The sequence below is a fragment of the Synechococcus sp. N26 genome, from assembly GCF_900473975.1.
In the GTDB taxonomy this organism is placed as follows: domain Bacteria; phylum Cyanobacteriota; class Cyanobacteriia; order PCC-6307; family Cyanobiaceae; genus Parasynechococcus.
The window spans coordinates 276373-299204 of record NZ_UCNM01000002.1; the positions used below are offsets into that span (position 1 = coordinate 276373).

27 protein-coding genes and 1 tRNA gene are annotated in these 22832 nt (G+C 62.6%); 13 read left to right on the forward strand and 15 right to left on the reverse strand.

Features of this window, described 5'->3' with window-relative positions; translation table 11 throughout:
* Positions 1-17: 17 nt before the first annotated feature.
* Genes murB through DXY33_RS12135 form a run of 3 tightly spaced genes read right to left on the reverse strand, consistent with a single transcriptional unit; the run spans position 18 to position 2491 of the window.
* Positions 18-923, reverse strand: a complete 906-nt coding sequence (gene murB, locus DXY33_RS01445) for a UDP-N-acetylmuramate dehydrogenase (RefSeq protein ID WP_115009713.1) — start codon at positions 921-923, stop codon at positions 18-20.
* On the reverse strand, positions 920-2329 hold the full coding sequence (gene murC, locus DXY33_RS01450; RefSeq protein ID WP_115131441.1) for a UDP-N-acetylmuramate--L-alanine ligase: 1410 nt from the start codon (positions 2327-2329) through the stop codon (positions 920-922). Before murC ends, murB begins: the two co-directional genes overlap by 4 nt.
* A 9-nt stretch (positions 2330-2338) precedes the next feature.
* Complete coding sequence (locus tag DXY33_RS12135; RefSeq protein WP_170950892.1) at positions 2339-2491, reverse strand: hypothetical protein; 153 nt, start codon at positions 2489-2491, stop codon at positions 2339-2341.
* Between DXY33_RS12135 and gap the strand changes: the two genes are divergently transcribed.
* Positions 2490-3515 carry a type I glyceraldehyde-3-phosphate dehydrogenase gene (gene gap, locus DXY33_RS01455; RefSeq protein ID WP_115131442.1) on the forward strand — a complete coding sequence of 342 codons (1026 nt, stop codon included), beginning with the start codon at positions 2490-2492 and terminating at the stop codon, positions 3513-3515. The genes DXY33_RS12135 and gap overlap by 2 nt on opposite strands.
* A gap of 90 nt (positions 3516-3605) precedes the next feature.
* Here the strand turns inward: gap and thiL are convergent, their stop codons facing one another.
* Positions 3606-4592, reverse strand: a complete 987-nt coding sequence (gene thiL / locus DXY33_RS01460; RefSeq protein ID WP_115131443.1) for a thiamine-phosphate kinase — start codon at positions 4590-4592, stop codon at positions 3606-3608.
* A complete protein-coding gene (locus DXY33_RS01465) occupies positions 4589-5665 on the reverse strand; it encodes a peptidylprolyl isomerase (protein WP_170950893.1) in 1077 nt (358 codons plus the stop codon). The genes thiL and DXY33_RS01465 overlap by 4 nt, the downstream gene beginning before the upstream one ends.
* A gap of 65 nt (positions 5666-5730) precedes the next feature.
* Here DXY33_RS01465 and efp point away from each other — a divergent pair, with 65 nt between their 5' ends.
* Complete coding sequence (efp, locus tag DXY33_RS01470; RefSeq protein ID WP_011363074.1) at positions 5731-6294, forward strand: elongation factor P; 564 nt, start codon at positions 5731-5733, stop codon at positions 6292-6294.
* Positions 6291-6767, forward strand: a complete 477-nt coding sequence (gene accB / locus DXY33_RS01475; RefSeq protein ID WP_115131445.1) for an acetyl-CoA carboxylase biotin carboxyl carrier protein — start codon at positions 6291-6293, stop codon at positions 6765-6767. Before efp ends, accB begins: the two co-directional genes overlap by 4 nt.
* A 1-nt stretch (position 6768) precedes the next feature.
* Here the strand turns inward: accB and pdxA are convergent, their stop codons facing one another.
* Positions 6769-7785, reverse strand: coding sequence for a 4-hydroxythreonine-4-phosphate dehydrogenase PdxA (gene pdxA / locus DXY33_RS01480; protein ID WP_115131446.1), 1017 nt, complete (start codon positions 7783-7785; stop codon positions 6769-6771).
* On the opposite strand from pdxA, the gene DXY33_RS01485 reads away from it, so the two are divergent.
* The gene (locus DXY33_RS01485; protein WP_244275805.1) at positions 7766-7975 is read left to right on the forward strand and encodes a hypothetical protein; all 210 of its coding nucleotides are present in this window, start codon (positions 7766-7768) and stop codon (positions 7973-7975) included. The two genes, pdxA and DXY33_RS01485, sit on opposite strands and share 20 nt — an antisense overlap.
* On the opposite strand, the gene DXY33_RS01490 is transcribed toward DXY33_RS01485, so the two are convergent.
* Complete coding sequence (locus tag DXY33_RS01490) at positions 7929-8882, reverse strand: SDR family oxidoreductase (protein WP_115131447.1); 954 nt, start codon at positions 8880-8882, stop codon at positions 7929-7931. The genes DXY33_RS01485 and DXY33_RS01490 overlap by 47 nt on opposite strands.
* A gap of 32 nt (positions 8883-8914) precedes the next feature.
* Between DXY33_RS01490 and DXY33_RS12140 the strand changes: the two genes are divergently transcribed.
* Positions 8915-9082 (forward strand): hypothetical protein, encoded by a 168-nt coding sequence (locus DXY33_RS12140; protein ID WP_170950894.1) that lies wholly within the window; start codon positions 8915-8917, stop codon positions 9080-9082.
* A gap of 3 nt (positions 9083-9085) precedes the next feature.
* Here the strand turns inward: DXY33_RS12140 and DXY33_RS01495 are convergent, their stop codons facing one another.
* Positions 9086-9481, reverse strand: coding sequence for an HNH endonuclease (locus DXY33_RS01495; RefSeq protein ID WP_114988841.1), 396 nt, complete (start codon positions 9479-9481; stop codon positions 9086-9088).
* 161 nt (positions 9482-9642) lie between these two features.
* On the opposite strand from DXY33_RS01495, the gene DXY33_RS01500 reads away from it, so the two are divergent.
* On the forward strand, positions 9643-11247 hold the full coding sequence (locus tag DXY33_RS01500) for a DEAD/DEAH box helicase (protein ID WP_115131649.1): 1605 nt from the start codon (positions 9643-9645) through the stop codon (positions 11245-11247).
* Here DXY33_RS01500 and DXY33_RS01505 read toward each other — a convergent pair.
* From DXY33_RS01505 to DXY33_RS01515, 3 genes are read right to left on the reverse strand one after another with little or no spacing between them, the layout of a single operon-like run.
* Complete coding sequence (locus DXY33_RS01505) at positions 11202-11561, reverse strand: hypothetical protein (RefSeq protein WP_244275807.1); 360 nt, start codon at positions 11559-11561, stop codon at positions 11202-11204. The genes DXY33_RS01500 and DXY33_RS01505 overlap by 46 nt on opposite strands.
* A 22-nt stretch (positions 11562-11583) precedes the next feature.
* Positions 11584-11985, reverse strand: a complete 402-nt coding sequence (locus DXY33_RS01510) for a DUF6554 family protein (protein ID WP_115131448.1) — start codon at positions 11983-11985, stop codon at positions 11584-11586.
* Positions 11986-12018: 33 nt separating this feature from the next.
* On the reverse strand, positions 12019-12531 hold the full coding sequence (locus DXY33_RS01515) for an AbrB family transcriptional regulator (protein WP_115131449.1): 513 nt from the start codon (positions 12529-12531) through the stop codon (positions 12019-12021).
* Positions 12532-12614: 83 nt separating this feature from the next.
* Between DXY33_RS01515 and DXY33_RS01520 the strand changes: the two genes are divergently transcribed.
* Together DXY33_RS01520 and DXY33_RS12145 are read left to right on the forward strand one after the other, a co-directional pair.
* Positions 12615-12938, forward strand: coding sequence for a chemotaxis protein (locus tag DXY33_RS01520; RefSeq protein WP_115131450.1), 324 nt, complete (start codon positions 12615-12617; stop codon positions 12936-12938).
* 38 nt (positions 12939-12976) lie between these two features.
* Complete coding sequence (locus DXY33_RS12145; RefSeq protein WP_038551887.1) at positions 12977-13195, forward strand: hypothetical protein; 219 nt, start codon at positions 12977-12979, stop codon at positions 13193-13195.
* Positions 13196-13546: 351 nt separating this feature from the next.
* On the opposite strand, the gene DXY33_RS01535 is transcribed toward DXY33_RS12145, so the two are convergent.
* Both DXY33_RS01535 and DXY33_RS01540 read right to left on the reverse strand, forming a co-directional pair.
* A tRNA-Gly gene (locus DXY33_RS01535) sits at positions 13547-13618 on the reverse strand.
* Between the two features lie 32 nt (positions 13619-13650).
* Positions 13651-14799 (reverse strand): alanine--glyoxylate aminotransferase family protein, encoded by a 1149-nt coding sequence (locus DXY33_RS01540; RefSeq protein ID WP_115131452.1) that lies wholly within the window; start codon positions 14797-14799, stop codon positions 13651-13653.
* Between the two features lie 38 nt (positions 14800-14837).
* Here DXY33_RS01540 and cbiD point away from each other — a divergent pair, with 38 nt between their 5' ends.
* From cbiD to mrdA, 5 genes are all read left to right on the forward strand, one after another.
* Complete coding sequence (gene cbiD / locus DXY33_RS01545) at positions 14838-15944, forward strand: cobalt-precorrin-5B (C(1))-methyltransferase CbiD (protein ID WP_115131453.1); 1107 nt, start codon at positions 14838-14840, stop codon at positions 15942-15944.
* Between the two features lie 32 nt (positions 15945-15976).
* Complete coding sequence (guaA, locus tag DXY33_RS01550) at positions 15977-17563, forward strand: glutamine-hydrolyzing GMP synthase (RefSeq protein WP_115131454.1); 1587 nt, start codon at positions 15977-15979, stop codon at positions 17561-17563.
* A gap of 78 nt (positions 17564-17641) precedes the next feature.
* Positions 17642-18253, forward strand: a complete 612-nt coding sequence (locus DXY33_RS01555; RefSeq protein WP_114988848.1) for a hypothetical protein — start codon at positions 17642-17644, stop codon at positions 18251-18253.
* Between the two features lie 9 nt (positions 18254-18262).
* Positions 18263-18652 (forward strand): hypothetical protein, encoded by a 390-nt coding sequence (locus DXY33_RS01560; protein ID WP_115131455.1) that lies wholly within the window; start codon positions 18263-18265, stop codon positions 18650-18652.
* A complete protein-coding gene (gene mrdA / locus DXY33_RS01565; protein WP_115131456.1) occupies positions 18649-20436 on the forward strand; it encodes a penicillin-binding protein 2 in 1788 nt (595 codons plus the stop codon). The genes DXY33_RS01560 and mrdA overlap by 4 nt, the downstream gene beginning before the upstream one ends.
* On the opposite strand, the gene DXY33_RS01570 is transcribed toward mrdA, so the two are convergent.
* Entirely contained in the window at positions 20433-21578 is a 1146-nt protein-coding gene (locus DXY33_RS01570) for a glycosyltransferase family 1 protein (protein WP_115009694.1), read from the reverse strand. The two genes, mrdA and DXY33_RS01570, sit on opposite strands and share 4 nt — an antisense overlap.
* Positions 21579-21591: 13 nt before the next feature.
* Positions 21592-22788 (reverse strand): NAD-dependent epimerase/dehydratase family protein, encoded by a 1197-nt coding sequence (locus DXY33_RS01575; protein ID WP_115131457.1) that lies wholly within the window; start codon positions 22786-22788, stop codon positions 21592-21594.
* Positions 22789-22832: the final 44 nt, after the last annotated feature.

A 22832-nucleotide genomic window follows, 5' to 3' on the forward strand; every position in this document is an offset into this window, starting at 1 on the left:
CTGTGGGAGTCGGAAGGTTAAGCCGCCGAAGCGAATCCCAGCCGCTTCACTTCGGGGTGCAGACGGATTCCGTGTTCGGCTTCGATGCGGTCCTGCACCAGCTGGATCAACTGGGCGATGTCCTTCGCCTCGGCATCACCGGTGTTGACGATGAAATTGGCATGCACGGTTGAGATTTCGGCGCCGCCGATCCGGGTTCCCTTCAGTCCTTGCTCTTCGATCAGCCGTCCGGCCTTGAGCGGTTCGGGATTGCGGAAGACACTGCCGCAGCTGGGTTGTTGGTAGGGCTGCGTGGTGGTGCGGTGACTGAGGTTCGCCGTGGTGACCCGCTTCAGTTCATCCGGATCGTGACCGGGCTGCAAGCGGAACCGTGCCGACAACACCACGAGGTTGTCGTCTTGAAGACGGCTGTGCCGGTAGGCGAAGTCCAGTTGATCCCGCTGCAGCTCAAAGCAGTTGCCCCCTTCCATGGGCATGACACGCACCGACTCCAGCCATTCCGCTGTGCAGCCTCCCTGGGCTCCTGCATTCATCACAGCCGCACCGCCAGCGGTTCCCGGGATGCCAACCGACCACTCCAGACCATGCAATCCAGCGCGGGCAGCGCGTCTTGCCAGTGACGGGATCGGTTCGCCGGCGAGCACCTCAACGGTCCCCGTGGTGGCATCAAGCTGCAGCCCCTGAAGTTTGCGCAGACAGAGCGAGAGCCCCGGCAGGCCGTCATCGTGAATCAGCAGGTTCGACCCAGCGCCGATGACGCGGCAGGGCATGCCTTGGTGAGCGGCCCATTCGATCCAGGCCTGAGTTTCCTCAAGGCTGGCGGGTTCGGCCAGCCATTCGGCCGCTCCTCCCACCCGCCAGGTGGTGTAGTCCGCCAGTTTGACTCGGGCCTGCGGTAGGCGGGCATCACACTGCTGGGTCATGACGTCAGCCTTGACCACAGTCCATTCACGTCGCCAGCACCCATGGCCAGAACAAGATCGTTCTCGCGGCTGTGCTGAATCACCAGCTCGGTGAGTTGATCGAGGTTGTCTGCGACGGCGATTTCAAGATTCGGTTTCAGCTTGCGCACCCGATCCGCCAGGACGTTGCTGCTGATGCCCTGCAGCGGTTGCTCGCCTGCGGGATAGACGGGAGCCAGCAGCAGCAGATCACAGTTCTGTAGGGCTTTGGCGAAGCCATCGAGGAACTGCTTGGTGCGGCTGTAGCGGTGCGGCTGGAACACCGCCAGGAGCCGTTGTGGTGCTGTGGGGAGCGGACTGCGGCCACTGCGCACCATCAGGCGTGCCATCTCCAGGGTTGCCTGCACCTCACTGGGATGGTGGGCGTAGTCATCAACGATGTGACGGCCCTTCCAGGTGCCCCGAAGATCAAATCGGCGGCCCGGTGCCTTTAGGCCAGCGAGGCCCTCCACCAATTGGTCAAAGGGGAGACCTTCCATGCGGCAGGCGGCCAAGGCGCCTGTGGCATTGCTGAGGTTGTGCAGCCCGGCCATCGGCAGGGTGAAGTCGCCGACGGGGTGGCCGGCTTCATAGAAACGGGCGACGCACCGATCGCCTTCAAGGCTCAAGGGCAGGGCGGCGAAGTCAACGGATTCGGCGCTCTGGTTGGACCACCAGGCCGTTGGCTGGAAGTGTTCCTGAAGGATCGGGCAGTCGTGATTGGCCAGCACGCGATCGCAACCCCCTGCGAAGCGTTGCAGGGTGGAGATCAGCTCGTCGAGGCTGGAGTAGTGATCGGTGTGATCCAGCTCCAGGTTGGTGATCACCCCCAGGCTGGGGCTGAACTTCACCAGGGACCCGTCGGATTCATCCGCCTCGGCCACGAGCAGCTTCCCCTGGCCAGCGTGACCATTGCTGCCGAGGCTGGGGACGATGCCTCCAATCACAGCTGTTGGGTCCTGATCGGCCTCCAGCAGCAAGGTGGTGATCAAGGTGCTGGTGGTGGTCTTGCCGTGGCTGCCGGCGACTGCAATGGAGGGTTGCTGCTCGATCAGAGCCGCCAGTAGATCGGAGCGATGCCAGATCTCCAGCCCCTGCTGACGGGCTCGTTGCAGTTCCGGATTGCTCTCCGGGATGGCTGTGCTGATCACCACCACCGGCGAGCCAGCGGCTGTTGCTTCCGTGACGGCATCAATGCAGGTGGCGTCCTGCTGACGGAAGACCTTCACCCCGAGGGTCTTCAGCTGTCGCGTTGTCGCATTGTCACGCGGGTCTGAGCCGCTGACGAAGTGACCGCGGTCAATGAGAATTCTTGCCAAAGCCGACATACCAATTCCGCCGACACCGATGAAGTGGACTGGTGTCTGACGGTCGAGCAGGCGCGGCAACGGAGGGCTTCAGTCGGAAGCAAGATAAGTCAGTTGCCGCTGCTTGTCTGCCGTGCTGAGGGCCGGATCGAGCTGATTGAAGCGGGGTGGAACAAGGTATTTCTGCTGATTTCTGTATGATCGGCGGCCAAAACCCTTGCGCGGCTTTGCCGCTTCTGCCATGACCCTGCGCGTTGCGATCAATGGATTCGGCCGGATCGGTCGCAATGTTTTGCGGGGATGGATCAGCCGGGGTGCTGACACCGGCCTGGAAATCGTGGGGATGAACTCCACGTCCGACCCCGCCACCAGCGCTCACCTGCTGACCTACGACTCCATCCTTGGGCGTCTCGATCCCTCCGTGGACATCAAGACCACGGACACCTCGATGTTCGTCAACGGTAAGGAGATCAAATTCTTCGCCGACCGCAATCCCCTCAACTGCCCCTGGAAGGAGTGGGGCGTTGACCTGGTGATCGAGTCCACCGGTGTGTTCAACACCGATGAGAAAGCCAGCATGCACATCCAGGCTGGCGCCAAGAAGGTGATCCTCACCGCCCCTGGTAAGGGTGATCGCGTCGGCACCTTCGTTGTGGGCGTCAACGACGACCAGTACCGCCACGAGGACTGGGACATCCTCAGCAACGCCAGCTGCACCACCAACTGCCTGGCACCGATCGTCAAGGTTCTGGATCAGAACTTCGGCCTCGACTGGGGTCTGATGACCACCATTCACAGCTACACCGGCGACCAGCGGATCCTGGACAACAGCCACCGCGACCTGCGCCGCGCCCGTGCTGCAGCTCTTAACATGGTTCCCACCACCACCGGTGCAGCCAAGGCCGTGGCTCTGGTTTACCCCGAGGTGAAGGGCAAGCTCACCGGCTTCGCCATGCGCGTTCCCACCCCGAACGTCTCCGCTGTTGACCTCACCTTCGGTCCCTCCCGCGCCGCCAGCGTCGACGACATCAAGGCCGCCATCAAGTCGGCTTCCGAGAACGGCATGAAGGGGATCATCAAGTACAGCGATCTGCCCCTGGTGTCCACCGACTACGCCGGCACCAACGAGTCCACCATCTTTGATGCTGACCTCACCTACGCCATGGGTGACAAGGCTGTGAAGATCCTGGCCTGGTACGACAACGAGTGGGGCTACAGCCAGCGTGTTGTTGACCTCGCCGAAGTGGTGGCCAAGAACTGGAAGTGATCGCCCGTTGATCGCTTTTTTGATCCCTCCCGACCTGGGGGGGATTTTTTTTGGTCAGGCACGATCGCTTAGGGGGTCGCCCAGGGCTGCTCAGGGCTGACCGAAGTGATCAAATCCGCTCGTGGCCACTGGCTTGTGGTTGTGGGCCCAGCGGATGACGCCCGCTTCAGCATTGATCTGGCCGATGCGCTGGCTTTCGGGGATGCATCGCTGCCATGCATCGGCCCAGGCTTCGGGAAGGCTCAGCACCAACTCAAAGTCCTCTCCTCCGGCGAGGCACCAATCCGTCCATCGAGCTCCCTCAGGCCAGCCTTCGGCCGTTGGAAGCTGGTCGTTGTGCAGCACCGCTCCGCAGCCGCTGCTGCTGCAGAGACCTGCGACGGCAGAGAGCAGTCCGTCGCTGCTGTCGGTTCCCCCGGCCCGCCAGGGCAGATGCTCCGGTTTGCAGGCCAGCAGCTGCTGGACGTCCTTCAGCCGAGGTGTCGGGCGTTGGTGGCGTGCGATCGACTGGTCCCGCAGGGTTGAGCACAAAGCGATCTCACGCACGCTTGGTTCGTCCTGCAGGAGGGCGAGGCCCAGTCGGCTGAGCCCATGGGGCCCACTGGTGACCAGCACATCGCCAGGGCGGGCTGCGTTGCGATGCAGACGCAGGGGTCCGAGGCGGCCGAGTGCCGTGATCGAGAGCAGCCTCTGCTCTCCTTTGGAGCAGTCACCCCCCAGCAGAACGCCGCCGTACTGCCCCAGGGCGGCACTGATGCCTTGATACACCCCGTCCACCCAGTCCCAATGGGTGTGGCTTGGGGCGACCAGGGCCACGGTGATTCCATCGATGTCGATGGCACCACTGGCGGCCAAGTCGGACAGGTTGGCGGCAACTGCGCGCCAGCCCACATCTATGGCGGTTGTGGTGGCATCGCTGAAATGGATGCCATCCACCAGAACGTCGGTGTTGATCAGTAGCGGCCGGACGTCGGCGGCCAGGGCTGCAGTGTCGTCACTGAGCTGATCGGGCGGAGCGAAGCGAGCCAGCCGCCTGAGCAGCTCCGCTTCAGTCAGTTCCGCCAGGGTCGGGCTCATGCGTGGGCTTTGAGCTGCTCCGCTCCCTCAACAACCTTCACGGCGGTGATCCGGTCATCGACGCCCAATTCCTCCACAACATCGAATCCATCCACCACGTAGCCGAAGGCTGCATTGCGGCCATCCACGAGGTTCAGACCAGCCGGGGTGAGCTCTGCCTCGTAGAGAAACATGAAGAACTGCGAGGATCCGTCGTCGAGGGCCTGGTCTGAATGGGCCCAGCCAAGGGTGCCCAGGGTTGCGAACGGAAGGGTCGGTGTGGCCATGTACAGGCCCACGTCTTCAAAGGTTTCGTTGTAGATCGTGTCGTCTTCGCCCGGCACGCGGATCTCCAGGGGCACATGGCGCTCCTGCTTGGTCTTTGGATCCACGTAGCCGATCTCCGGACCTTCCGGATCACCGCTCTGAAGCACGTAGAAGTCTTCGGCCCGGATGAAGGGCAGTCCGTCATAGAAGCCCTTGAGGGCGAGATCGACGAAGGCGCCTGCGGTGAGTGGGGCGTTGTAGCCATCCACCACGGTGGTCAGCTCCCCCTGGGTGGTGCTGATGTTGAGGGTGGCTCGTCCCTGCAGCCGTGGCAGGGCATCGAAGTCTGCGGGGATCTCCCGTTCAAAGCCGTCGGGCACCAGCAGGGCCTCTACATCACCGATGAAGCTCAGCGTCCGGCGTCGATCGGCGATGAAGCCTGGTTTGTCGGTGGCTTTGACCTTCTCTTTGAGGTCTTCAAGGCCCTGATCCACGCGCTCAAACAGTGCTTCAGCCGTACCGCGTTTGGCTTCAGGGACCGCGTTCAGGATGGTGTCGCGGCGAGTGTTGAGCAGTGATTCAGTGCGTGACACCGTCTTGCCGAGGGCTGTCCAGCGTTTGGCCCGCAGATCGTCACTGGTGAGTTCCAGCCGATGCTGCAGTTCGCGGATGTCGTCCTGATCGAAGGGAAGCGCGTCCCGAAGAATCGCGGCAGGGTCCTTCACAGCATTGCCCTGGGGCAATGCGGCCCAGGCAGGGGCGGCGATTGTGATCAGAGCAAAGCTGATCAGAACAGCAAGGACGGCGTTCAAACGCTGATGGACCAAGGGGGAACCCCAGTGCTGACGGGACTTTGGCACAGCCGTATAGTCCGATGAACCGTTCGGTGGGAATGATCTCCAGTAACGACTTCCGCACCGGCACCACGATTGAGATCGATGGGGCCGTCTGGCGTGTTGTCGAGTTCTTGCACGTCAAGCCCGGCAAGGGATCTGCCTTCGTGCGCACCAAGCTCAAGGCGGTGAAGTCCGGCAACGTGGTGGAGAAGACCTTCCGCGCCGGGGAAATGCTTCCCCAGGCGATGTTGGAGAAATCCTCGCTTCAGCACACCTACATGGAAGGTGAGGACTATGTCTTCATGGACATGGCCACCTACGAGGAGACCCGCCTCAGCGCCGACCAGATCGGCGAGAGCCGCAAATACCTCAAAGAGGGTATGGAAGTGAACGTGGTGTCCTGGAACGACACCCCCCTCGAGGTTGAACTGCCCAACTCCGTGGTTCTGGAGATCAAAGAAACCGACCCTGGCGTCAAAGGCGACACCGCCACCGGTGGCACCAAGCCCGCCATTCTTGAGACCGGTGCACAAGTGATGGTTCCGCTCTTCCTTTCTGTGGGAGAAAAGATCAAAGTGGACACCCGCAACGACAGTTACCTCGGGCGCGAAAACGGATGACCATGCAGCTGGATCACGAACAACTGCACCGCTTGCTGGAAGCGCTCGGCGAGAGCGACATCCAGGAGTTCCGGTTGGAAGGGGACGACTTCCGTCTGGAAATCCGTCGCAACCTGCCGGCCCAGGCCGTCATGGCCCCGGTCATGCCCGCTCCCGTTGCTGCTGCACCAGCGCCTGTTGCGCCCGCTGAGCATGCAGCTGCACCGCCTGCATCCACCGCAACCCGCAGTGACCTGCTCGAAGTCACGGCTCCGATGGTGGGTACCTTCTACCGCGCTCCCGCTCCGGGCGAACCTGCCTTTGTTGAGGTGGGCAGCCGCATCAATGTCGGCCAGACCGTCTGCATCCTTGAGGCGATGAAGCTGATGAACGAGCTGGAGTCTGAGGTTGGCGGTGAAGTGGTGGAGATCCTGGTCGACAACGGCACGCCCGTTGAATTTGGTCAGGTGCTGATGCGGGTCAAGCCGGCCTGAGTCAGCTCAGGTCCCAGGCGGCCTGAATGGCTGCCGTCGTGCTCTCAGGGCTGGCGATCCCTTGGCCTGCAATGTCGAAGGCGGTGCCGTGGTCGGGGGAGGTGCGTAGGAACGGCAGTTCCAAAGTGGTGTTCACCGCTGCGTCGAAGGCCAGCAGCTTCACGGGAATGAGCCCCTGGTCGTGATACAAGGCCAGGATCCCGTCAGGACCAGGCTGGTTTGGCGACTGCCAAGCGCGAGCAGCGCTGATCCAGCAGGTGTCAGGAGGAACAGGACCCACTAGCTGCACCTGAGGATGGTCCTTCCGCCATTGATCCAGCAGCGGCAGCATCCATTCGGCTTCTTCGTGGCCCAGTTGACCGGCTTCACCGGCATGGGGATTCAGACCGGCAATGCGCAGATGGGGTGTGCTCGTGAAGCGTCGACAGAACCCCTCCAGCACGTTCAGTTTGTGCTGCACCAGGTCTGGGCTCAGCGCCTCAGGGACCTGGCTGAGGGGGATGTGGGTGGTGGCCAGCAAGGTGTTCAGGCGCCAGCCGCTGGTGGGAGAGACGGCGGTGAACAGCATTGAGGAGCGCTGGCGTCCAGCCAACTCAGCCAGCCGTTCGGTCTGCCCGGGATAGCGGTGGCCGGCCGCATGCCAGAGGTGTTTGGCGATGGGGGCGGTGACCAGGGCGCGGGACCCCCGTTCCTGCAGTAGTTCGACGGCGCGAGTCAGCCAGCGAAACCCCGCATCGGCTCCGCTGGTGGTGGGCTGTCCTGGCTGAACGCTGGCTTCTAGCGGTTGATCGTCGATCCTGAGGGCTGCGGGGTCGGCAAGGGGGTGGCTCGTTTGCTGCTGCAGTCGCGCGTGGGTGCTGATCAGCGTGCGCCGGCAACCCACCAGCAGGGGTTGGAGCTCTGGGGGGAGCGTGGCTGAGGCGAGGGCTTTGAGTACCACTTCCATGCCGATGCCCGCGGGATCGCCGAGAGCGATCACCAGCTCATGCCTAGGGTTCGTGGAATCGTGGGGGCCCATCGCTGTGCTGCGTTTGCTGCTGCTGGGGTTTTTGTTGGTGGGATTGGCCGCTGGCCTGAGCAATGGCTGGATCGAACTGCATCTCTCCCGTTTTCTTGAGGATGTGGGGCTTTCCCTGCCTGAGGAAGGCGAGGGTTTCGATTTCAACCGTTGGCTGATTGAGGGGGAGAACTCAGGTCAGACAGATTGAGTTTGTCCTGGTCCAGGCAATCCTGCAGCCCAACGCGGTAGTTCGGATGCAGCAATGCATAGCCGAGCTCATGGCAGAGCCTGTGGTTGCTGACGCGGCGGTTCTCGCTCCAGAACGACTGCGCCATCGGACTCATGCTGTCCACGATCTGGTCGAACGGCTCCAGCGGCGGCAGGGCACAACCCAACAGGTCTGCCGCATGCCGCATCAGTTCAGCGCTGGGAGCCGGGAGGTCATCCACCACATTCACGATGCTTCCATGGCCAGGGCTTGCCGGAGCGTCCTGCTCGGCGCGATGCATCAGGTGCCAGCAGGCCCCTGCGATGTCTTCCACATGGATGCGGCAGAACACCTGGCCAGGCTTGTCGATCAAGCGGGCCCGCCCTTGCTGCAAGCTGTTGAGCACCGACCGGCCTGGGCCATAAATGCCTGGCAGACGCAGAATCTGGATCGGCAGCCCTGAGCGCAACCAAGCTTGTTCGCAGTTGACGCGGCGCATGCTGCGGTCCAGCGCTGGCGCCGGGTCGTCCTGTTCCGACACCCAACCGCCCTGACGGTCGCCGTACACCCCTGTGGTTGAGAGGTAGCCCGCCCAGCGCAGCGGCAGGCTTCTGAGCGTTGGCAGCAGCTTTAACAAGACCGGATCGTTGCCTTCGCGATCTGGGGGGATGGTGGACAGCAGATGGGTCACGCCCTCCAGGGCAGCAGGGTCGAGCTGGTCCTGACCGTTGCTGTCGAAGAGCAGATCTGCCTCGGCAGAGTCGAGGGAACGGCGGGTGCAGAGCACCGGTGTTCCCAGGGCTCGAGCCAGCCCGGCCAGACAACGTCCGCTGTATCCGCCGCCCAGCACCAGAAGCTTGGTGTCAGCCGCCAGAGGCTGCGAGCGCTTGACAAGATCAGCAAGCATCAGTACACCTGTATTAGGTCAAATGTACTGTCGTGACGTCGTCGTCTCTCCATCGTTCCCGCTCCGGGCCCATCCTGCTTCGGGCCATCCTGACGGCTGCCCTGCTCGCCGGTGCTGTGGTGTTGGCCCCTGAAGACCCGGGTGTTCAGGCCTCCATTTGCCAGCGTCACCACTCCTCGGATGTCTGCCGGGTTTGGTGAGCCTCAGGCGGCCTGAGCCGCGATTGAGATGTCGTCCGGCTCGTTGATGGGCTGATCCGGTTGGGCCCACTGCAGCAGGCGGACGGCGAGTCGTAGGTCGCCATCCATCCAGGCCCGAATCGCCATGGCGCGGCGTGGGTCATAGAAGCGCTGTCGCCGGTACCAGTCGAAAACGTCGGCGTCGGATTTGCGGCCATTGCAGGACAAGCAGGCCGGTACGCAGTTTTCAGTAACGCTTGAACCCCCTTTGGCCTGAGGGTGAATGTGATCAATTGATTCGGAAGGTTTTCCGCAATAAATACAACTTTTGCCGGTAAAAGTGTGAAGAGACTGACGCCATCTTCGAACGCGTAATTTGGGACAGAGTTCGTCGAGAAAAACCGCGTCCCTGCTATGCATCCGAATGCATCGGTTGAGGGAATTCTGCCTTGAACGAAAAGCCCGTCAATGTGTCGAGCGCTGCATTTTCGATAATTTTTCAGCCTGTGATGTGAATCTTGATCTCAATGCTTGCGCGCTGATCTGGGTTCACTAAAGTGATTGTTTGTGGGGGCCTGTTGGTGCCGCCAAAACCCACATTGACCTGTTGCCTGGACCTCTCTCCAGCGGGTCTGATTCGCGTGGTCAGCCCCTTTGATGCGGTGACCCAGTCCCAGTTGCGTCGGATCAAGCCCCGAGGGCGTTGGAACGGTGCTGGCCAGGGGTGGGATTTTCCCTTGGCCGCAGCCGATGCGCTTCAGCAGGCCCTGGGGCGCCGTTTCCCCGTCACCTCTGCACTGCAGCAGTGGCTCGACTGGTGCCAGCAGCCGCTGCCACCGCTGCCACCGCACCGAACCCTTGTGGCTGCAGCGGATCTCGACGAAGTCCTGCAGGATGGTCGTCGGCCTCTGCGCCATCAACGCTCCGGGGTCCGCTGGCTCCTGGCCCGTCGCGGTGCCGTTCTGGCGGATGAGATGGGGTTGGGGAAGACCCTTACAGCTCTGTTGGCGGCCCGTGCCCTGATGCGTTGCGCCGAGCTGCGGTTGCTGGTGGTGGCTCCCGTCGGCCTGCATCCCCACTGGCGCCGGGAATCAGAGGCCCTTGGGGTTGAGCTGGAGCTGGCGAGCTGGGCTCGGCTTCCCGACACCCTCCCACCAGCGGGAACGCTCCTGGTGGTGGATGAAGCGCACTACGCCCAGTCGCTTCAGGCCCAGCGCACGGCTGCCTTGCTGCGTCTGGCCCGTCATCCCCGTCTGCGGGCGATCTGGATGCTCACGGGAACCCCGATGAAGAACGGTCGCCCGTCCCAGCTGTATCCCCTGCTTGCGGCGATGGATCATCCGATTGCTCGGGATCAACGCCAGTTCGAAGAGCGGTATTGCCAGGGGCACTGGCGGGAGGGTCGATCCGGCAAACGTTGGCAGGCGTCCGGCGCCAGTCAGTTGGAGGAGCTGCGGCGCTTAACTCGACCGTTGATCCTGCATCGCCGCAAGCAGCAGGTGGTGGACCTTCCTCCCAAGCAGCGACGTCTTCACCCCGTAGCGCTGTCGGAGGCTGAGCTCACGGGTTTCGACCATCGTGTCGAGCTGGTGTTGGATGACTACCGGCGTAGGGCTCAGCTCGGAGAGGTGCGACGGGATGCAGAGCACCTGGCTTTGCTCACCTCCATGCGCCAGATCGCTGCGGAATTCAAATTGCCGGCGGCCCAGAAGCTGGTGGAGTCACTGCGCCGGCAAGGCGAGGCTGTAGTGCTGTTCAGTGGCTTTGTGGCCCCATTGCAGCTGTTGCAGCAAACCCTTGGTGGCGAGTTGTTGACCGGTCGTCAGCGCCCTGCTGAACGCCAGGGGAGTGTGGATCGGTTCCAGCAGGGTCAGAACGATTGTCTGTTGGCCACCTTCGGCACCGGTGCCCTTGGCTTCACCCTGCACCGGGCCCGTCATGTGGTGTTGCTGGAACGCCCCTGGACGCCGGGCGATCTCGACCAAGCCGAAGACCGCTGTCACCGTCTGGGAATGGGAGATGGCCTGACTTGCCATTGGCTGCAGCTCGGCGCAGCCGACCAGCTGGTGGATGGCTTATTGGCGAGCAAGGCGCAACGGATCGAGGTGTTGCTGGGGCCCCGGCGCTTGTCGCTGCAACGTCAATCACTCCCCGCCATGGTGCGGGATTGTTTGCAATTGCTCTGACGCACCTGGAGTTCGTGCTGCAGCATCGGGTCGACCGGCTGGCTCGACTGCTCCAGCAGCGACACTGCTATCGCGACGTCGTCGCAGGCTTTGGCTTGATCGCCAAGCAGGGTCAAGACCAGGGCGCGGTCGCGATGCAGATCGGCCTGATCCGGTGTCTGCTCGATGGCCTCATCACAGCGTCTAACGATCAGCTCAAGGTCATTCATGCGGAAGCCACCGAGGCAACTGGAGACGAGTGGCGTCGGTGGGTTGGCAGGCGTCGCGGGTTGCTTGCTCTGGCAGCCCGCCATCAACACGGCAGCCGAAAGCATCAGCCTCAGAAGCCCTGAGGGCTCAGTAGCTGTAGCGCGTGGTGTCGTCGCTGCTCTCGATGCTGCTTTCGGTGACGGAGGAGGAGTTTGCAAGGGCGGCAGCGGTGGCTGGTTGAGTGTTCCCGCCGAACAGATCACCAAGGAACTGGCCACAGTCGGGGAAATTGCCGGGGTCCTGGACGACGGCTTCCGTAATCATCACCGAGGCATGCTCCGGGGATGTTTTGAACACGCCGCTGCGCTGCCGCTTGATCACGGCGTAGGCGGCATTCCAGCTCACCTCGTGGTCGTTGCCGTTGGACCGCATGAAGCAATAGATCTTGGCTCCCTTCTCTTCGGTCGCTTGCAGGGGGGAGGTCATGGTGCTGAGAGTGCCGATCAGGGCCGCGGCGGAGAGAACCAGCGATGACCTGATGGGACCCATGACGTCAGTTGTGGATTGGTCCCAAGGTATCGATCAGCTTCCAGCTGTCGAGGGGACGATCAGCCGCACCACCAAGGGCAGCACCAGCAGCACGGTGATCAGCCTCACGGCATGGAGGGCGGCCACCGCGGCACCGACGCCGAATTCGGCACCGACCAGGCTCATGCCACTGATGCCTCCCGGGGCAGCGCCAAGCAAGGCCACGACGGGATCAATGCCGAGCAAGCGGCTGGTCCAGAGGCCGACGACCAGTCCTGTCAGCACCAGCGCCAAGGTGATCAGAACCGCTGGTTTCCAGAGAAGTTGCAGTTGCTCCAAGGACGTTCGCGTCAGGCCAGTTCCGATCACGGTGCCGATGCCGATCTCCAGAACCGTGCGCGTTCCCGCTGGCCATGTGGCTGGTTCCAGCTGGCCGCTCATGCTGACGATGCCAGCACCTAGTAAGGCTCCCGCCAGAGGTGCGGCGGGAATGCCGCTGAACAGAGCCAGCAGTCCGATGGCGGTTCCAGCCAGCAGGTACAGCGCCAGCGTTGCCAAGGAAGGCATCGGTCTCGATCGCGTCATGTCAGCTTGATCTTGAGACAGCGGCGCTCCTGTGTTGTCATCAGCGCAACCATCAGCTTTCGGTGATGACGTCCTCCGTGTCCTTTCGGATCACCCGCACAGCGGAAGATCTCGCTCAAACCATCACGGCTCTGTCGCAGCGCTTGGTGAAACTGGAACAGCGTCAGGAAGCGCTCGAGCTCCAACTGCGCCATCAGCAGCAGAATCTGAATGCTGTCCCAGACGAAGAAATCACCACGCTCGAGGGCGTAGAAGCTCTGCTGCGGGAAACGCGGGAGCTGCTGGAGAGCACAGCTCCGATGCCAGAGCCTGAAATGGCTGAGGAGTCCTCCCAGAACCATGCCTGGGGTCAGGAGGCCGAAACAGAAGCGGGCCGCGATGTCGCGTAGGGGTGGCGCGCGGTGCCAAAATAAAAAGAAAGGCAACTATGGCGACCACCATCCCTGCCTCCAATGCTTGTGCTTCTCGCACCTTGCATGGCATGACCATCTGGACCCGGTCAGGTTTCCTTGAAGGTGGTCATCAGCTCGAGAAGCTGGAATTCGCGCTTGCCCTCGCTGAAGCCAAAGGTGATCAGCGCCGTTGCTCGCAGTTGCGCGACCGGATTGCCGATCTGGGGGGCAATGCGGAGGAACCGGGTACCTGATCGGAATCCAAGCAATCGACGGGGTTGATCGGCAATCGTGCAGATCGCGTGTGGGATGGTCTAAATATCAATTAGAGCTAATCTTTTGTTGACAAGGGAATCCGAACGTTGACCCTAACGCTTACGAAAACAAAACAATCGGAGACAGCTGCTCAACAACGTCAGGACCATGAATCAGCAGCCCAGGCTCTGTTCATCAAGGCCCGCCACTGCGCAGAAGATGGACGAATCAATGAGGCGGGCTCGTTGATCTTGCAGGCACTGGAACACGAGCGCCGTGCTGGATCTGCCGGGCCTCAGGTTCTTCAGCTCGTCAAGTCTCGTTCTTGATGAGCGTTTGAAATTTGATCAAGCGGGTGACCGGACTCGAACCGGCGACGTTCAGCTTGGGAAGCTGACATTCTACCACTGAATTACACCCGCAAAGGGGCGAGATCGCTCTCGCCACCTGTGTTTTAGCTAAGAGCAGCGGAGGCTGCAGCAACCCCTGCTCCCATGCTGCCTTTGTGCAGACCAAGGGACTGAAGGGTGGATTCGATCGCAGCGACGGCGGTCAGAACATCCCGGTCGCAGACGTAGCCGAGATGGCCGATGCGGAACACCTGACCTTTGAGGTGGTCTTGTCCTCCAGCCAGAAGAATGTCGAACTTCTCCTTCACGGCTTTGCGCAACTGTTCGGCATCGATGCCTTCAGGGGCCACTGCGGTGATGGCCGGGCTGCCGCAACCCTCGGCAGCAAACAGGGGCAGGCCTATTGCCTTCATGCCTGCCTGGGCGGCGGCGCGATGGCGGGCGTGGCGGGCAAAAATCGCCTCTAGGCCTTCCTTCTGCATCATGTCCAGAGCAGCTTCGAGCCCGAAATAGAGGTTCACGGCCGGGGTGAAGGGGTTGCTGTCCTTCGCCGCTGTTTTCCGGTAAGGGCCCAGATCCAGATAGAACTTGGGCAGATCGGAGCACTCATAGGCCTCCCAGGCCCGTGCACTCATGGCCACAAAACTCAGGCCCGGTGGAAGCATGTAGCCCTTCTGAGCGCCTGATGCCACCACATCCAGTCCCCACTCATCCATCGGGACGTTGGTGGCGCCAAGGCTGGTGACGCAGTCCGCCAGGGTCAGTGCCGTGCCGTGGGCCTTCACGTGACGGGCAATGCTCTCAAGGTCGTTGATCACCCCTGTTGAGGTTTCCGAGTGGGTGAGGATCACGGCCTTGATCGCTTTAGCACTGTCGGCTTCCAACGCTGAGCGGAAGGCCTCTGGATCGAGGGGTTGGCCCCACTCCGCCTTGATCACCTCAACATCGAGTCCGTAGGCGCGGGCCACCTTGACCCAGCGTTCGCCGAATTTGCCGTTGTCACCGCAGAGCACCTTGTCGCCGCGGCTGAGGGTGTTGATGATCCCCGCTTCCATGGCGGCAGTTCCGCTGCCGGTGATCACCAGCACGTCGCTTGTCGTCTGGTGCAGCCACTTGAGCTGTTCGGTGGTGCGCCGCACGATGGCCTGGAACTCCCCGCTGCGGTGGCCGATGGGGTGACGACCCATGGCCTTCAGCACCGTTTCCGGCACCGGGGTGGGGCCCGGAATCATCAGGGTGAGCTTGTCCTGCATGGCGCGGGGGATGCCAATCGGCGACTCTAGAAAACAGCTTGTCCGGTTCCATCGCCCTCTCCAGCCCTGGATTGACCCTGCCGGTGTGGGTGGCGGCGGCGGCCAAGGCGGCCCTGCAGGTGTTGCTTGGTGAGCCGTTTGACCCTGAGCAGCAGTTGAGTCAGGGCTCAGATCAACCGTCTCTGCAGGTGCCGGTCTGCTCGGCAGCTCCTCTGGCCCCAGGAGATGCCCTGGGCATCAGCCGTTGTGATCCAGGGCCTGGCCTTGATCTGACGCGGGATCTTGAGGTCTGGGTGCGGGTGGCCTGGATCGCTGCATCCCAGCCGGTGCTCGAGCTGCAGGCCGGAGAAGGGGTGGGTCGTTTTGGCGCTGAGGGGGACGTTTGCCTCTCCGGTTTTGCCCGTGAGCTGTTGGAGCGGAATCTGTTGCCCTTGCTGCCGCCGGGTCGGGGCTTGCTGGTGCAGCCGATTCTTCCGAGGGGCCGCGTCCTGGCCGAACGCACCAGCAATGCCGCCTTCGGTGTTGTTGATGGTCTGGCCTTAATCGGCACCCAGGCGGAGGTGCAGCGCAGCGCCGCACCGGATCAACTGCAGCAGGTGTTGGCAGGCCTGAGGGTGCTTGTTGCGGATGCGGCGTTTCAGGGACGCCTCGTTCTGGTGATCGGTGAGAACGGCTTGGATCTGGCCCGCCAGCAGGGTCTGGGGCCCGTGCTGAAGGTGGGGAACTGGGTGGGCCCCGTGCTGGTGGCCGCGGCGGAGGCCGGTGTTCGCGATCTGCTGCTGCTCGGCTACCACGGCAAATTGATCAAGTTGGCCGGCGGCATCTTTCACACCCATCACCACCTGGCCGATGGCCGTCTGGAGGTGCTTGTGGCCCTGGGCCTTGATGGCGGTCTGTCAGTGGCCCAGTTGCTGCAACTGCGGGGTGCTGCATCTGTTGAGGACGCCTTTCAGGCACTGGAGGCTGATCAAGCCACGGCCCTCGGGCAACATCTGGCCACGATCGTGGAGCGGCGCAGCCAGTCCTATGTGGATCGCTACGGCGCCTGGTCGATGCGGATTGGTGCTGCCCTGTTCGATCGAAGCCGCACCCTGCGCTGGTGGGGACCGGAGGGGGAGAAGCGCTTCTTTACATTGAGGGATTGACGCTCGTCCGCGAGCGATACCTCCCAGGATCGATGTCCCAGCCCTCGTCCGACGGTCAGCGTCAGCCGGCCATCGTCATCCTTGATTTCGGCTCCCAGTATTCGGAGCTGATTGCCCGGCGCGTGCGCGAGACCGAGGTCTATTCGGTCGTGCTCGGTTACAGCACGTCGGCCGAGGAGCTGCGACGCATGGCTCCGAAAGGAATCATTCTCAGCGGTGGCCCAAGTTCTGTGTATTCAGAGCATGCTCCGCTCTGCGATCCCGGCATCTGGGATCTGGGCATTCCCGTGCTGGGGGTTTGCTACGGGATGCAGCTGATGGTGCAGCAGCTCGGGGGCGTTGTGGAAGCCGCCACGGGCAAGGCCGAGTACGGCAAGGCGCCCCTGGAAGTGGACGACCCCACGGACCTGCTCACCAATGTCGACAACGGTTCGACGATGTGGATGAGCCATGGCGATTCAGTGAAGGCTCTGCCCGATGGGTTTGTGCGCCTGGCCCACACCGCCAACACGCCGGAGGCGGCGGTGGCGCACCTGCAACGCAAGCTCTACGGGGTGCAATTCCATCCCGAGGTGGTGCATTCCACCTGCGGCATGGCCCTGATCCGCAATTTCGTTTATCACGTTTGCGGTTGTGATCCCGATTGGACCACCGCGGCCTTCATTGATGAGGCCGTTGGCCTGGTGCGGGAGCAGGTGGGCGACAAGCGCGTCCTGTTGGCTCTCTCCGGTGGTGTGGATTCATCCACTCTTGCCTTCCTGCTCAAGAAGGCAATTGGAGATCAGCTCACCTGCATGTTCATCGACCAGGGCTTCATGCGGAAGGGTGAGCCCGAGTTCCTCATGGATTTCTTTGATCGGAAGTTCAACATCCATGTGGAGTACATCAATGCCCGTCAGCGGTTCATCGGCAAGCTGAAGGGCATCACCGATCCGGAGGAGAAGCGCAAGATCATCGGCACCGAGTTCATCCGGGTGTTCGAAGAGGAGAGCAAGCGGCTCGGACCCTTTGATTACCTGGCCCAGGGCACGCTCTATCCCGATGTGATCGAAAGCGCCGGCACCAACGTGGACCCCAAGACGGGCGAACGGGTTGCTGTGAAGATCAAGAGTCACCACAACGTTGGTGGTCTTCCCAAAGACCTGCAGTTCAAGCTGGTGGAGCCCCTGCGCAAGCTGTTCAAGGATGAGGTGCGCAAGGTGGGCCGCAGCCTCGGCCTGCCCGAGGAGATTGTGCGCCGCCATCCCTTCCCGGGGCCTGGTCTGGCCATCCGCATCTTGGGTGAAGTCACCGACGAGAAGCTCGATTGCCTGCGTGATGCCGACCTGATTGTTCGCCAGGAAATCAAGGAAGCAGGCCTATATCACGACATCTGGCAGGCCTTCGCGGTGCTGCTGCCGGTGCGTTCCGTCGGCGTGATGGGTGACAAACGCACCTATGCCTGGCCAATCGTTCTGCGTTGTGTGTCCAGTGAGGACGGCATGACTGCCGATTGGTCCCGCCTTCCTTACGACCTGATGGAGACCATCTCCAATCGGATCGTGAATGAGGTGAAGGGGGTGAACCGTGTGGTGCTCGATATCACCAGCAAGCCCCCCGGCACGATCGAATGGGAGTGACTCGCGGCTGACGCAGGCTGAATCACGGCTGGCGACGGCCCTGCATCACCGATACCTTGGGCCACCGGCCTTTGGGATATGACGGCGACACAACAGCAGGATGTTCAGCTGCAGCGTCGACTGCAGCAGGACAGCATTCAGCTGGGTGGCCGCACGATCTATCTGAACCCCTTCCTTTACTGGCGGCGGTTCGACAGCAACACTGATCGCTGGCTGCGGGAACCCGGCCAGCTGACGGAGGATCAGATCACGGCCAACCGCAGCCGTTTTTACCCCGAACTCGACTGGGGGCAGCTGGATGATCATGCCACCGCAGTCCACGATGGCGCTGTGGAGATGTTCCTCAAGAGCCTGGAGCTGATCAGCACCTTCCATCCCGAACTGGGTTCCGGGCAGATGCTCGAGGTGGAACGCAAGATGACGATCACCAAGAAGCGGGCCTTCGAGCGTTGGGTGGACAAGGCGATCCGGCGGCGTCAGCGCGACGAAACCCGTGAGCACCGTCGCTTTGAGCGCAGCCGCTTCTGGCGTGCCTGGCGGGAGTGGATCCTGCTGGACACCACCCAGAAAGCCCTGGTGCCTGTGGTGATGCTGATGGTGCTCAGCGGGGTGATGGGCTGGTCCCTGGCGGCGGACCGTGCCGCTTGCCCGACATTGGCGCTTCCTTCGGGACAGACTGGGGTTCGTTGATCTGGCCCCATGGCCGCTGATTCCAACTCCGATAACCCGCTCGACCAGTTGCGTCTGTCCTTGATGCAGGACGTGCTGCCTGTGGGGCTGGCCGTGCTGGAACGCGCACGTCAGGGTGGTCCCGGCAAGGTGGTGGAGGTGTTCACGGCCGGCTCGGAGGACCCCATCGCTGATTTGCGGCAGGAGGGTGAGCCCGTGGCGCGTGATGTGCGGGAACAGCTGGATGCCGTGAGCCCCGGGCTGGGCAATCCGGTGATGCCGGTCTCGGTGTCCGTCGAGGAACCAGGAACGGTTGAACAACGTCAAAACGACTCGGAGGACTTGCTGCCGACCTTGCGGCGGATCGAAGAACGCCTTGAGGAGTTGCGCCGCCGTTTGCCAGCGCAGCAGCAGGAATGACCCGTTCTGCACAGCAGCGTCAGACCGGTCTGCGTCAGCAACCACTGGTGCTGCTGTTGCTGGTGTTGCTGTTCTGCGGCGCCATGGTCAGCCGCCTGGTGTGGATGCAGCTACTGGAGGGGTCGCGTTTCCGTGAACTGGCGGATGAAAACCGCATCCGTTTGGTGCCCCGCTCGCCCATTCGCGGTCGGTTGCTTGATCGCAAAGGCCGGGTGCTGGCCACCAGCAAACTCACTTACTCCCTATACCTGGAGCCGCGCCTGGTCAGCGAAGACGACTGGCCTGATCTGCGTGATCGCTTGGCACGGCTTCTGAATTTGAAGCCTGATCTGCTCGACCAGCGCCGGCAGAAGGGCCTGGATCGGGATGGTTACCGCACCACGTTGGCCCTCGATCTCAAGCCGGAACAGGTGCTGCGCTTCCGGGAACAGGCCCTGGGGTTGCGGGGCGCCCAGGTGGATGTCGACATCCTGCGGTCCTATCCCAACGGAACCCTGGCGGCCCATGCCCTCGGCTACACCCAGCCGATCACGGAAAGCGAATTCGAAATCCTGGCGGAGAAGGGATACAAGATCCGCGACCGCATTGGTCGCACCGGTGTTGAGGCGGCCTACGAGCGCCATCTGCGTGGCAAGTGGGGCGGCCAGATGCTCGAGGTGAATGCCATGGGCGAGGTGCAGCGCAACCTGGGCGATCGACCGTCTCAAGCAGGAAAGGATTTGGTGCTCACCCTTGACCTGGATCTGCAGCGGGTGGCGGAGCAGGCGCTGGCCGACAAGCCCGGTGGCGCTGTTGTGGCGCTGGAGGCCGCAACGGGTGCTGTGTTGGCTCTAGCCAGCCGTCCCAGCTTTGATCCGAACTTCTTCTCCAAGCTGATCACCACCCAGAAGGAGTACGACGCCCTCTTTTCCAATCCGAAGAAACCGTTGCTGTCCCGGGCCATGAATCCCTATGACCCCGGCAGCACCTGGAAGCCGGTGACGGCGATGGCCGGCATGGAATCCGGCAAATTTCCGCCCGACACCAAGCTGCAGACCAAGGCTTGCATCACCTACGGCGGCCACTGCTTCCCGGACCACAACGGCAAGGGTTTCGGCACCATCGGTTATGCCGATGCCCTGCGCCATTCGAGCAACACTTTTTTCTATCAGGTGGGCGTCGGGGTTGGATCCCTGGCGTTGAAGCAGACTGCTGATCAGCTGGGCTTCCAGCAGAAAACCGGCATTGAGATCGGCTGGGAAGAGAGTGTCGGGCTGGTGGGAGATGAGCCCTGGGCCGATCGCGGTCGGGGTTGGGCGGAGCCCGGCACGGTGCCCTGGATCCCTGAGGACATGGCCAGCGCCTCTATCGGGCAGTCCGTGGTGCAGATCACTCCCTTGCAGTTGGCCCGCGCCTATGCGGTGTTCGCCAATGGTGGTTGGTTGGTGACGCCGCATCTCGCCGCCGGCGACATCGACTGGCTGAGTCCGGAGCACCGCACCAAGGTGGCGATGAAGCCATCAACGTTGCAGACGATCCGGGAGGGTCTGCGCAAAGTGGTGGAGGCCGGAACCGGTGCCGGACTCAATGGCCCTGGTATTCCTGCTGCGGCGGGCAAAACCGGAACGGCTGAAGACAGCACGGGAGGGCCTGATCACGCCTGGTTCGGCTGCTATGCCCCCTATCCCGACGGCAAGATCGTGGTGGTGGCCTTTGCCCAGAACACTCCTGGAGGGGGATCGGTTCACGCTCTGCCCATGGCCAAGAAGGTGCTGGCGGAGTGGGAGCGGACCCGGCAGCGCTAGGCAGCCGTGAGTTGAGGCGCTGACAGCACCGTGCGGTAGTAGGTGCGCAGTTGTTCGGTGGCGCCTGCCCAGCCCCAGCGCTCGGCTTCGGCGCGGGCAGCGCTGCGCAGGGCCTGGCGTTCCAGGTCGTTGCCCAGCAGGCGGCGGGTGGCTTCGATCAGGCTTGCAGCGCCACCATCGGCGCCGTCGGGCTCATAGAGGCAGCCGTTGACGCCGTCGGTGATGATGTCGGGGATGCCGCCACGGTTGGCGCCGACCACGGGACAACCGGCTGCCATGGCTTCCAGCAGCACCAACCCCAGCGTCTCCGTGCTGGAGGGGAAGAGGAAGGCATCGCCGCTGGCGTAGGCCCCTGCCAGGTCGTCCCCGGCGAGATAGCCGACGAAGGTGGTGGCGGTTCCCTCGAAGTGCTTCTCCAGTTGTTGGCGGTGGGGACCATCGCCCACCAGGGCCAGCCGTGCATCGGGAAGGGCCTCCAGCACGGGGCGGATCCGTTCGATCTGCTTCTCCGCCGAGAGGCGGCCGACGTAGAGCAGCAGCGCTCCACGGTCGTCATGGCCCCCGAGAAGCCGCTGGCGCAATTCCGCGCTGCGCAGCTCGGGACGGAACAACTCCGTGTCCACACCCCGCTGCCACAGATCAGTGTGCTGAATGCCTTTGTCGCTGAGCTCCTTCACCATGGCAGTGGAGGTGCACAGATTCAGCAGGGCCTGGTTGTGGGCGGCCTTGAGCATCTCCCACAGGAGTGGCTCCAGCATTCCCAAGCCGTAGTGCTCGAGGTACTTGGGCAGGTGGGTGTGATAACTCGCCACCAGAGGGATGCCTTTGTTCTTCGCGAGCCAGATGCCGCCAAGACCCAGCACCGCCGGGTTTACAACGTGGATCAGATCGGGTTGAAACGCATCGATCGCGTCGGACACCGCCGGCCGAGGCAAGGCCAGTTTGAGCTCGGGATAGAGCGGCAGCGGCATTGCCGGAACGCCGATCAGGCGTGCCCCCATGTACTCCTCTGGACAGCCCTCCGGGCAGAAGACCACCACTTCATCGCCGGCGTCCACCAGATGCTTCACCGTCTTGGTCAGACGGGTGACGATGCCATCGACCTTCGGCAGGAAGGTTTCGGTGAAGAAGGCGACTTTCAAGGATGAAGCTCGATCAGGACGCGGTGCCGATGGCCTGGGCCTGGGTTTTGGTCCAGGCGGAGGTGCAGAGGATGCGGTTGCGGTCGCAACGGTCCGCATAGCGGGTGGCGATCTCCACCACTTCCTTCAGCAGGCCGTCATCGAGGGTGGTGGGGTTGAGGCCCAGCTCGATGAAGCAGCGGTTGTCCACGATCAGATCGTTTTCAACGGCCTCGTTGCGGGGGTTGGGCAGGTTGTTGACCTGAGCGCCGGTGAGGGCGGCCACCTTCTTGGCCAGTTCACCCACCTGATGACTTTCGGTCATCTGGTTGAAGATCTTCACCCGCTCACCTTGTTCCGGAGGGTTCTCCAGCGCCAGCTGGACGCAGCGCACGGAATCGCGGATATGGATGAAGGCGCGGGTCTGGCCCCCGGTTCCATGAACGGTGAGCGGGTAGCCAATGGCGGCCTGCATCAGGAAGCGGTTCAGCACCGTGCCGTAATCGCCGTCGTAATCGAAGCGATTGGTGAGCCGCGGGTCACGGTCTGTGGCATCGGTGTTGGTTCCCCAGACGATGCCCTGGTGCAGGTCGGTGATGCGGACCTTGTCGTTCTTGTTGTAGTAGAGGAAGAGCAGCTGATCGAGCGTCTTTGTCATGTGATAGACGCTGCCGGGGCTTGCCGGGTGGAGGATTTCCTCCTCAAAGCGGCTGCCGTCGGGCTGGGGCACTTCCACCTTGAGGTAGCCCTCAGGGATGGTGGCGCCGCGGTGGGAGCCATAGCCGTAGACGCCCATGGTGCCCAGATGCACCACGTGGATGTTCTGACCGCTTTCAACGATCGCCGCCAGCAGGTTGTGGGTGCCGTTGACGTTGTTATCGACGGTGTAGCGCTTGGTGGCGCTGCTCTTCATCGAATAGGGGGCGGCCCGCTGTTCCGCGAAGTGGACCACGGAATCCGGGCGCTCGTCCCGAAGCAGATCCAGCAACCGCTGGTACTCATGGGCGATGTCCATGTGGACAAACCGCATCGGCTTGCCGCCGGTTTCCTCCCAGGCTTTGAGGCGCTCACCGATGCTCACGATCGGCGTCAGCGACTCAACTTCAAGGTCGATGTCGATCTTGCGACGGCTGAGGTTGTCCACGATCAGAACGTCGTGGCCCTGATCCGCCAGGTTCACCGCACAGGGCCAGCCGCAGAAGCCGTCACCGCCGAGAACGAGAACTTTCACCCCAAACTCCTGCTGGAACGAGCGTGATGCTCAGTCTTGGCAAG